Raw genomic sequence first — 9,667 nt, 5'->3', positions numbered from 1 at the left:
TCATCACTGCTTTAGGGTCATTTATGCAAAAGTCAAAGTTTCGCAAAGTCGGCTTCGGCCTGGCGCTGGTTGTCGCGGCGGCATTGGTCATCTACACGGTGCAAGCGCCCGCCGATGCCCCGCAATACCTCACCGCGCCCGCCGAACGCGGTGATATTGAAAATGCCGTGTTGGCCACCGGCCTGTTGGAAGGGGTCAAGCAGGTCGATGTCGGCGCCCAGGTTTCCGGGCAGTTGAAGTCGCTCAAGGTCAAGGTCGGCGACAAGGTCAAGAAGGGCCAGTGGCTTGCCGAAATCGACCCGTTGATCCTGCAAAACACCCTGCGCAAAGCCCAGGTGGATGAAGAAAACCTGCAGGCCCAACGCCGGGCCACGGCGGCCCAGCTCAAGCAAGCCAAGTCGGTGTATGAACGCTACAAGGACTTGCAGAGCGACGCGTCGGTGTCGCGCCAGGATTTCGAGAACGCCGAGTCGAACTTCCAGGTGCAGCAGGCCAACCTGGTGTCCCTGGATGCGCAGATCAACAGCGCGCAGATCCAGATCGACACCGCCAAGGTCAACCTCGCCTATACGCGCATTGTCGCGCCCATCGACGGCGACGTGGTGGGGATCGTCACCCAGGAAGGCCAGACCGTGATCGCCAACCAACTGGCGCCGGTGCTGCTCAAGCTGGCGGACCTGGACACCATGACCGTCAAGGCTCAGGTGTCGGAAGCCGATGTGATTCATATCGGCAGCGGCCAGCCGGTGTATTTCACCATCCTGGGTGAGCCTGAAAAACGCTACTACGCCAAGCTGCGCGGCACGGAGCCGGCGCCGCAGAACTTCCTGGAAACCCAGGCCGCGGGCACGTCGAAGCAGAACACGGCGGTGTTCTACAACGCGTTGTTCGAGGTGCCCAACCCCGACCATCGCCTGCGCATCTCCATGACCGCCCAGGTGCGCATCGTGCTCGACACCGCCCAGGCTGCGTTGCTGGTGCCGGTGGCGGCACTCGGTGCGCGCAGCTCCGATGGCCGCTATACGCTGCGGGTACTGGATGCCAAGGGCAAGGCGGTGCCCCGTGAGGTGAAGACCGGTATCAACAACAACGTCAAGGTGCAGATTCTCGAGGGCCTGGCTGAGGGCGATAAAGTCGTGATCGGCGACGCGACACCTGCCGTGGCAGGGAGCTGACGCATGGCTCAGCCGCTGTTGGAGCTCAAGGGCATCACTCGCAGTTTCATGGCCGGCGAGCGTGAGTTCATTGCGCTCAAGGGCATCGATTTGACGATCCAGGCCGGGGAAATGGTCGCGATCATCGGCGCCTCGGGGTCGGGCAAATCCACGCTGATGAATATCCTCGGTGGGCTGGATTACGCCACGGCCGGCAGCTACAAGATCAACGGCATCGAAACCCGCTCCCTGGGGGATGAGCAACTGGCGGAGCTGCGTCGGGATTATTTTGGTTTCATCTTCCAGCGCTACCACTTGCTGGCGCATTTGAGTGCCTTGCACAACGTGGAAATGCCGGCGATCTACGCCGGTACGCCGCAAACCGCACGGCACAGCCGGGCTCGGGAGTTGCTGGCGCGCCTAGGGCTGTCGGGGCACATCAGTCACCGGCCGAGCCAGTTGTCCGGCGGGCAACAGCAACGGGTGAGTATTGCGCGGGCCTTGATGAATGGCGGCGAAGTGATTCTCGCCGACGAGCCCACCGGGGCACTCGATTCCCACAGCGGTAAAGAGGTGATGCGTATCCTCACTGAGCTGCACGCGGCCGGGCATACGGTGATCATCGTCACCCATGACCCCAAGGTGGCGGCGAATGCCCAGCGTATCGTCGAGGTGTGCGACGGCGAGATCGTCAGCGACCAGGCCAACGAACGTGTCGGCCTGGACTTGCCCAGCGAAGCGCCCATCGAACCCAGACGCAGTGGCGCACGTCGCTTGGTGGCAAGCCTGGGGCTGTTCAAGGAAGCGTTCAACATGGCCTGGGTCGCGCTGATTTCCCATCGCATGCGGACTTTGTTGACCATGCTCGGGATCGTTATCGGCATTACGTCGGTGGTGTCGATCTCGGCGATCGGCGAGGGTGCCAAACGCTATGTCCTCAAGGACATCCAGGCGATCGGCAGTAACACTATCGATATTTTTTCCGGCACCAGTTTTGGTGACAGCCGTGCGTCGGCCATCGAGACCTTGATGCCGTCGGATGTGGAGGCGTTGAACCAGCTGTATTACGTCGACAGTGCCACGCCGGTGGTGGGCCGCAACCTGTTGCTGCGCTTTGGCAACATCGACGTGGATGCGCAGGTTAATGGCGTGAGTGAGCGCTATTTCAAGGTCAAGGGCTTGAAGCTCGAAGCCGGGATTGCCTTCAGCGAAAATGATGCGCGACGCCAGGCGCAAGTGGTGGTCATCGACCACAACACGCGTCAGCGTTTGTTCGGGCCGAATATTGACCCGCTGGGCCAGGTGATCCTGGTGGGCAAGCTGCCGTGTACGGTGATCGGGGTCACGGCCGACAATAAAAACATGTTCGCCGCCAGCAAAGCGCTGAATGTGTGGGTGCCTTACGAAACGGCGGCGGGCCGCGTGTTGGGCCAGCGCCATCTGGACAGCATCACTGTGCGCATCAAGGATGGCCAGCCGAGCAAGGTGGTGGAAGACAACGTCAATAAACTCATGCTGCAACGCCACGGCACCAAGGACTTCTTCACCAACAACCTCGACAGCATCATGCAGACGGTGCAAAAAACCAGCCGTTCCCTGGCGTTGCTGTTGTCGCTGATCGCCGTCATTTCGCTATTGGTGGGGGGCATCGGCGTGATGAACATCATGCTGGTGTCCGTCACCGAGCGTACCCGCGAGATCGGTATCCGCATGGCCGTGGGCGCAAGGCAGTCGGATATCCGCCAGCAGTTTCTGGTGGAGGCGGTGATGGTGTGCCTGATCGGTGGGGTGATCGGGATTTCGCTGTCCTACGCGATCGGCTATCTGTTTTCGCTGTTCGTGAAGGAGTGGGAGATGGTGTTCTCCCTGGGCTCGATCATCACCGCATTTGCCTGTTCGACGCTGATCGGCATTGTGTTCGGCTTTGTACCGGCGCGAAATGCGGCGCGACTGGACCCGATCGAAGCACTGGCCCGCGACTGATTGTGCCTCTCACTCATGTGGCGAGGGAGCTTGCTCCCGCTGGGCCGCGAAGCGGCCCCGGCTTTTGGTTTGAAAAGACTGGGCCTGCTACGCAGTCCAGCGGGAGCAAGCTCCCTCGCCACAAGTTATCCGTCGTCCGTTCTATCGATTAACCGACAGGCATCAGGGTTTGTCCGCCCTGTTTATTCTGGGAGTGGTCCATCGTCGGTGGCGTACATCCATCGCAACAATGAGTGCCGCCCACTGATCCCCAACTTGATCGCCGCCCGCTTCAGGTAGCTCTCGATGGTGTTGACCTTCAGCGCCAATTGTTCCGCCAGTTCGCGCGCGGTGCGCCCGGCCAGCAGGCCGACACAGACTTCCAGCTCACGCTTGGACAGCTTCAGCCCCGATTGCACCAGGCGCTCCTGGATGCGTTGACGCAAGGCTTCGAGGCCCTGGTTATCCGGTAGCGGCGGCTCGCTGTCGTGGCGGCAGGGATCTATTGCCGTGATGTGTTTTTCCACCATCGGCAGCAGCAGGGTGGAAAAATCCCGCAGCAGGCTGCGTTCTTGCGGCGAAAAGTTTTCGGATTGCTGGCCGCGATACACCGACAGCACGTAACGCACGTTGTCCTTGTAATGCGTCAGGTGCAACTGGGCGGCGGGTTGCTCATGGTCCAGGGCCACCACCGAATCGGTGTAGACCGGGTTGATCTCACGGTGGGCGTGCCCGGTGCAACTGACCTGCAACTGCGTGATATGGCTGGCGTCCACTGCCAGTTGGGTGCGGATAAGGTCATGCAGCAAGCGTGGGAAATGGCGACTGCCAGTGCTGGCGATGACCTTGCCTATCTGTGGGAACAGGTGTGAGTTCATCAATTCATCCATGAATTTCAGGTGCAGATATTTGGCCTTATGCTAGTACAGCCTGACGCAGGGATGGGGATCCAATCGGTAAAAAATCAGATTAAAACGCATAACGGCGGTCGGACCAGTCCGACCACCGTTTGTGGGAAAGGATAACGCCGAGCTTGGGACTTATTTCAGGGCATGTTCGACGGTCGAGGGCCGGCGGGTCGTCTCGCGCATGCATTTGGCCAAGGCTTGTTGCACATCGGCCAACAGGTCGGCGACGTCCTCGAGCCCCACCGACAAACGCACCAGACCTTCACTGATACCGTGGTGTGCACGTTCTTCCGGGGTATAGGTGGAATGGGTCATGCTCGCGGGATGCTGGGCCAGTGATTCCGCATCGCCCAGGCTGACCGCGCGGGTAAACAGCTTGAGCGCGTTCATGAAGCGCCGACCGGTCTCAATCCCGCCCTTGAGTTCAAACGCGATCATGCCGCCGGCCATTTTCATCTGGCGCGTCGCCAATTCGTACTGTGGGAAAGAGCGTAGCCCAGGGTAAGTCACCCACTGCACGGCAGGGTGCGCCTGCAAGGCTTCGGCCACCGTCTGGGCGCTGCTGCAATGACGTTCCATGCGCAGGGCCAGGGTCTTGAGACCGCGCATCAACAGCGAGGCATCCTGTGGCGACATCACTGCACCGGTCAGGTCCTTGAGCCCTTGCAGGCGAATGCGTTGCGCGAGGGCGTGGCTGCTCACCGCCACGCCGGCGGTAATGTCGCCGTGCCCACTGAGGTATTTGGTGGCCGAATGCACGACCACGTCGGCGCCCAATTCCAGGGGCCGTTGCAGGTAGGGCGTGCAGTAGGTGTTGTCGACCACCAGCGTGACATTCGGCTGCTCATGGGCGAGTTGCGCCACGGCGGCGATGTCGACCAATTGCAGGGTCGGGTTGGCCGGGGTTTCGCAATAGATCATGCGGGTGGCGGGGGACAGCGCCGCGCGAAGGGCGGCCAGGTCGGTGAGGTCGACATGGCGCACCTTGATGCCGAACTCCCCGATGCCGTGGTGCAGCAGGGCGAAGGTGCAGCCGTAGAGCGTCCGGCTGACGATGACTTCGTCGCCGGGACGCAGCAGGGTCCAGAACGTCGCCGCAATGGCACCCATGCCGGAGCTGAACGCAACGGCGGCCTCGCCGTTCTCCAGGGTGGCCATGCGCGACTCGAGCAGAGCCAGGGTAGGGTTGGAAATACGTGTATAGAAATGGCCGTTCGCTTCACCGGCGAAGCAGGCGGCGCCATATTCGGCCGTGGGGAAGGCGAACGTGGCAGACAGGTAGATCGGCGGCACCAAAGCCCCGTGGTGGTCCTTGGGGTCATAGCCGTGGTGGATGGCGCGGGTGGAAAATCCGAAGGCAGGGTGTTTATTGTTCATCTCAAGCGCTCCTTATTTCCTACAATGCTATGCTCATAACCGCAGATGAACGTTGCCAAATTTGCCGACAATTCCCGCGTCAAGGGATGAAAAACCTATAAAAATAATGATCAGAGGCACGTTATGCCCATCCGTCTGGACCGTACCGACAAAGCCCTTTTAAACGCGTTGCAAGGCAATGCCCGCCTGACCGTCGCCGAACTGGCCGACCGGGTGGCCCTGACGACCTCGCCTTGTTGGCGACGGGTCAGAAACCTGGAAGACAGCGGTGTGATCAGCGGCTACCAGGCGATTTTGTCGCCCAAGGCGCTGGGGTATGGGGTGACGGCGTTTGTCAGCATCATGATGGAGAGCCACACCAAGGACATTGCCCGGGCGTTCGAGAAACGGCTGTTGGAAATTCCGGAAATCGTGGCGTGCCATAACGTGTCCGGGCGCTATGACTTTCTGCTGGAAGTGGTGGCCAAGGACCTGGAGTCGTTTGGCGAGTTCGCCAGGGAGGTCTTGCAGACCCTGCCCTGTGTCAAAGAGATCTATTCGAGTTTTTCCTACAAGTCGGTCAGGCCGTTGCGGGTGATCCCGTTGCCGGGTTGATCAGAGCGTTATGCGCACCTCGGCACACAAACCGCCGCCCTCGCGATTGCTCAGGGTCAGTGACCCACCAATCGCCACGGCCAATTGCTGCGCAATCGCCAGCCCCAACCCGGTGCCACCGGTGCCACGGTTACGTGAGCTTTCCACCCGATAAAACGGCTGCATCACTTGCATCAGTTCTTCCTCGGCGATACCGGGGCCGCGGTCCAGCACCTTGAGCGAGCATTCGCCGTTGGCCGTCGAACTCACCTGCAGTTCGGCGCTGCCGGCGAATTTCAGCGCATTGTCCACCAGGTTCACCAGCACCCGGCGCAGGGCGTGGGGGCGGGTGTCCAGCAGCACCGCGCTTTTACCGCTGAGGCTGACGTTTTTATGCATGTCCTGGTAGTCAAACACCAGGCTGTCCAGGAACGCATCCAGGTCGATGCGGTGGCTGGCTTCGGTGGCGCCGTGGACGCTGCGGGCGTAGGCCACGCCTTCACGCACCAGATGCTCCATTTCCCCCAGGTCGTTCCACAGTTTGTCGCGGTCGACGGAGTCCTCCATGAACTCGGCGCGCAGCTTCATGCGGGTAATCGGTGTTTGCAGGTCATGGGAAATCGCCGCGAGGATCTGCATGCGTTCCTTGAGGTATTCGGCGATGCGCTGTTGCATTTGATTGAACGCCGCAGCCGCGTGGGCCACTTCGGTGGGGCCTTTTTCGTCCAGGGGCGTGGGATGGGCGTTCGGGTCGAGGGTTTCCACGGCGCGGGCCAGGCGCGTCAGCGGGCGGATGGCCAGGCGCACGGCGATCCAGGTGCAGCCGAGCAACAGCGCCAGTTGCAGCACCAGCACCACCGGCAACCAATAAGCGACCGGCTGGGCGGCGGGGCGCACGTCAATGGTGATCGGGCTGCCATCGGCCAAGGTCAAGTGGGCCTGGAAATGCTTGCGCAGGCCGGGCAGGTCACGAAAGGTCAGGGCATAGTGCTCACCCAGGGCGCTGGTGATCGAGGTTGCCGCCATGGGCACGTCATCGTTGCTCAGCGGTTCGCCGGTTTCGCCGGCATCGAGCAGGTAGCGGTAATTCTGCCGGTCGAGGCGTGGCAGCCAGCTTGCGCGTTCGTTGGCGGGCAAGCGGTCGAGGATCGCCACCGAGGTCGACACATCGTTTTCCAGGTTGCCGAGCATGACGGTGCGGGCGCTGAGGTAGCGCTCGTAGAACTGCGCACTGAACGACAAGCCATGGGCACACAGCAGGCTGATCAAGAAGATCAGGGACAACTGCGACGCCAGCGTGCGTGGCCAACCCAACCGCCACTTCATGGCGCAGCCCCGAGGATTTCCACCGGCAGGGAAAACACATAGCCCTCGCTGCGCACGGTCTTGATGTAGGCCGGTTCACGGGCATCATCCAGCAGGCGTTGGCGCAGGCGGCTGACCAGCAGGTCGATGGAACGGTCGAACAGGTCCGCGTCACGGCCTTGGGTCAGGTTCAGCAACTGGTCGCGGTTGAGCACGCGCTGGGGATGGTCGAGGAACACCCGCAGCAACCGGTATTCCGCGCCGCTCAGGGCTACCAACGTGTCGTCTTCATCCAGCAGGTGGCGGGCGGTGGTGTCCAGGCGCCAGCGGCCAAAACGAATCAAACGGCCGGTTTCGCTGACCACCAGGTTGGGCGGCAACATCCGCGTACGGCGCAACACGGCGTTGATCCGCGCCAGTAACTCACGGGCGGCGAAGGGTTTGACCAGGTAATCATCGGCACCCATTTCCAGGCCGATGATGCGGTCGGTTTCGTCGTTGCGCGCCGTGAGCATCAGCACTGGCGTCGCCTTGTGCTTGCCCACCCGCAGCTCGCGGCACAGCAGCAGCCCGTCGTCGCCGGGCATCATGATATCCAGCACGATCAGGTCCACGGGGGTGGTGTCGAGGAAGCTGCGCATCTGGCGGCCATCGGCGACCACGGTGGTGCGCATGCCGTTTTTCTTCAGGTAATTGCCCACCAGCTCGCGGATTTCGCGGTCGTCATCGACGATCAGGATGTGATCGACATGCTCCATGCTGCGTTCCTCAAAAAGTGTGATTGCCGCGCAGTCTAGCCATTATGGGCGCCGTTGCCTTGTGCCCTTTGTATTGCACTGTATCTGGCGATAAGTAGATACACGACGAGGCAAAAAACAGCCGGATGATGTTTGACGTCAAGGGCACCTCGTGGAGCTTCTACGGCCTGTTCACCTGCCCACGGCCTTGAGCAGCAAGGTCTCGAATAACCGCTGAACCCGTGGCTCATCGGTATGGGCCACATTGAAACGCATCGAATCGCCGTTGGCCGGGTCATAGCCGAACAGTGCGCCCGGTGCCAACGCCATGCTGTGTTTCAACGCCGCCTGGGCCAGTTGCTCGGCATTCACTCCCGCAGGCAGGCGCGCCCAGATGAACATCCCACCCTCATAAGCCATCGCCGGTTCGCAGCCACAGCGCTTGAGCCATTGCTCGACTCGTCCGCCGGCTTCCTGCAGGCGCTGCACCGTGCGTTTGCGGTGCCGGGCATAGCTGCCTTCGCTGAGCATGCGGTACACCACGTGCTCGAACAGTTCGGAGGTGACGCCGCCGCTCATCAATTTCATATGCGTCAGGTTGGCCGCCAGTTGCGGGGCGGCCACCACGTAGCTGACGCGGGTGTTGGCACTGAGGATCTTCGAGAAGCCTGACAGGTAAGTGACCTGGTCCAGCCCGGCCAGGGCCGCCAGGCGCGGGGGAGGGTTGGGATGCAGGTCGCCGTAGAGGTCATCCTCGATGATGTGGCAGTGGTACTGCCGGGTCAGTTGCAGCAGGCGAAACGCCTGGCTGGGGCTGAAGGAGTGACCGGTGGGGTTTTGCAGCACGCTGGTGGTGAGGTACAGGCTGGGCCGGTGTTCGGCGAGCAATTGCTCCAGCGCGGTGAAGTCCAGACCGTCGGGTCGACGCTCGATCGTCACCACCTTGACCCCATGCAGAGCCAGGTTGGCGTGGAAGTTGAAGTAGCACGGCGCGTCCAGTAGCACGGTGTCGCCGGGGCGGGCCAGCAGGCGCATGAGCATGTCCAGGCCCTGCACGGTGTTGGGGGTGGTGATGATCTGCTCCACCGGCACCGACAGGCCGTCGCTGTGCAGCTTTTGTTGCAGGGCCTGGCGCAACGGCAACAAGCCCGCCGGCGTCCCCAGCCCGGCGATCCGCAGTGAGGGCGCGCGCACCACGCTGCGCAGGGCCTGGCGGATGGCTTCGGTGTTCAACCAGTCTTCCGGCAAATGCCCACTGCCCGGGCGCAGCTCGCTGTCGGCGTTGGCCAAGGGGCGTCGCAATACGCTGAGCAAGTCCTGGGGCAATAGATCAACCCAGGCCACCGACGCCGGCCGGGCGGTTTCCATCGCGACGAAGTAGCCACGGCCCTGGCTGGACGTCAGCAGGTTGCGCCCGCGCAGGCGGTCCAACGCCTCATTCAGGGTGAACTTGCTGACGCCCAGCACCTGGGTCAATTCGCGTACAGACGGCAACTTGCTGCCGGGCGCCCACTCGCCACCTTCGATGGCCTGGCTGAACGCCTCGACGATCTGCTGAACCTTCGGCGTGCCTTTCACAAAGGCGATGGCGGATATGAACATAAACCTTCCTGGTGTTTACCGGTGATTTTACCGGTGAAGTCAGGCCGGA

Annotated in this window: 8 protein-coding genes; 3 read left to right on the top strand and 5 right to left on the bottom strand. The window is 61.8% G+C overall.

What is annotated here, in order from left to right; all coding sequences use genetic code 11:
* The first annotated feature begins 23 nt into the window (after positions 1-23).
* Together macA and JBE38_RS21260 are read left to right on the top strand one after the other, a co-directional pair.
* On the top strand, positions 24-1,175 hold the full coding sequence (macA, locus tag JBE38_RS21265; protein WP_205345061.1) for a macrolide transporter subunit MacA: 1,152 nt from the start codon (positions 24-26) through the stop codon (positions 1,173-1,175).
* Between the two features lie 3 nt (positions 1,176-1,178).
* A complete protein-coding gene (locus tag JBE38_RS21260) occupies positions 1,179-3,137 on the top strand; it encodes a MacB family efflux pump subunit (RefSeq protein WP_205345060.1) in 1,959 nt (652 codons plus the stop codon).
* A gap of 182 nt (positions 3,138-3,319) precedes the next feature.
* Here JBE38_RS21260 and JBE38_RS21255 read toward each other — a convergent pair whose 3' ends face one another.
* Together JBE38_RS21255 and JBE38_RS21250 are read right to left on the bottom strand one after the other, a co-directional pair.
* Positions 3,320-3,994: a response regulator transcription factor gene (locus JBE38_RS21255; RefSeq protein ID WP_205345059.1), complete on the bottom strand. Its 675-nt coding sequence runs from the start codon at positions 3,992-3,994 to the stop codon at positions 3,320-3,322.
* Positions 3,995-4,156: 162 nt separating this feature from the next.
* Positions 4,157-5,401 carry a methionine gamma-lyase gene (locus tag JBE38_RS21250; protein ID WP_090370368.1) on the bottom strand — a complete coding sequence of 415 codons (1,245 nt, stop codon included), beginning with the start codon at positions 5,399-5,401 and terminating at the stop codon, positions 4,157-4,159.
* A 123-nt stretch (positions 5,402-5,524) separates the two neighbouring features.
* Here JBE38_RS21250 and JBE38_RS21245 point away from each other — a divergent pair, with 123 nt between their 5' ends.
* Positions 5,525-5,995: an Lrp/AsnC family transcriptional regulator gene (locus JBE38_RS21245; protein ID WP_126870627.1), complete on the top strand. Its 471-nt coding sequence runs from the start codon at positions 5,525-5,527 to the stop codon at positions 5,993-5,995.
* Here the strand turns inward: JBE38_RS21245 and JBE38_RS21240 are convergent, their stop codons facing one another.
* The 3 genes from JBE38_RS21240 to JBE38_RS21230 form a co-directional block, all read right to left on the bottom strand.
* On the bottom strand, positions 5,996-7,300 hold the full coding sequence (locus tag JBE38_RS21240) for an ATP-binding protein (RefSeq protein ID WP_205345058.1): 1,305 nt from the start codon (positions 7,298-7,300) through the stop codon (positions 5,996-5,998).
* Entirely contained in the window at positions 7,297-8,037 is a 741-nt protein-coding gene (locus tag JBE38_RS21235) for a response regulator (RefSeq protein ID WP_060755575.1), read from the bottom strand. The genes JBE38_RS21240 and JBE38_RS21235 overlap by 4 nt, the downstream gene beginning before the upstream one ends.
* A 171-nt stretch (positions 8,038-8,208) precedes the next feature.
* A complete protein-coding gene (locus tag JBE38_RS21230) occupies positions 8,209-9,618 on the bottom strand; it encodes an aminotransferase-like domain-containing protein (protein WP_205345057.1) in 1,410 nt (469 codons plus the stop codon).
* Positions 9,619-9,667 lie beyond the last annotated feature (49 nt).

The sequence above is a fragment of the Pseudomonas sp. ICBG1301 genome, from assembly GCF_016918385.1.
GTDB classification, from domain to species: domain Bacteria; phylum Pseudomonadota; class Gammaproteobacteria; order Pseudomonadales; family Pseudomonadaceae; genus Aquipseudomonas; species Aquipseudomonas palleroniana.
Note: the sequence above shows the minus strand (reverse complement) of the source record. Positions and strands in the feature narration are given on the sequence as shown.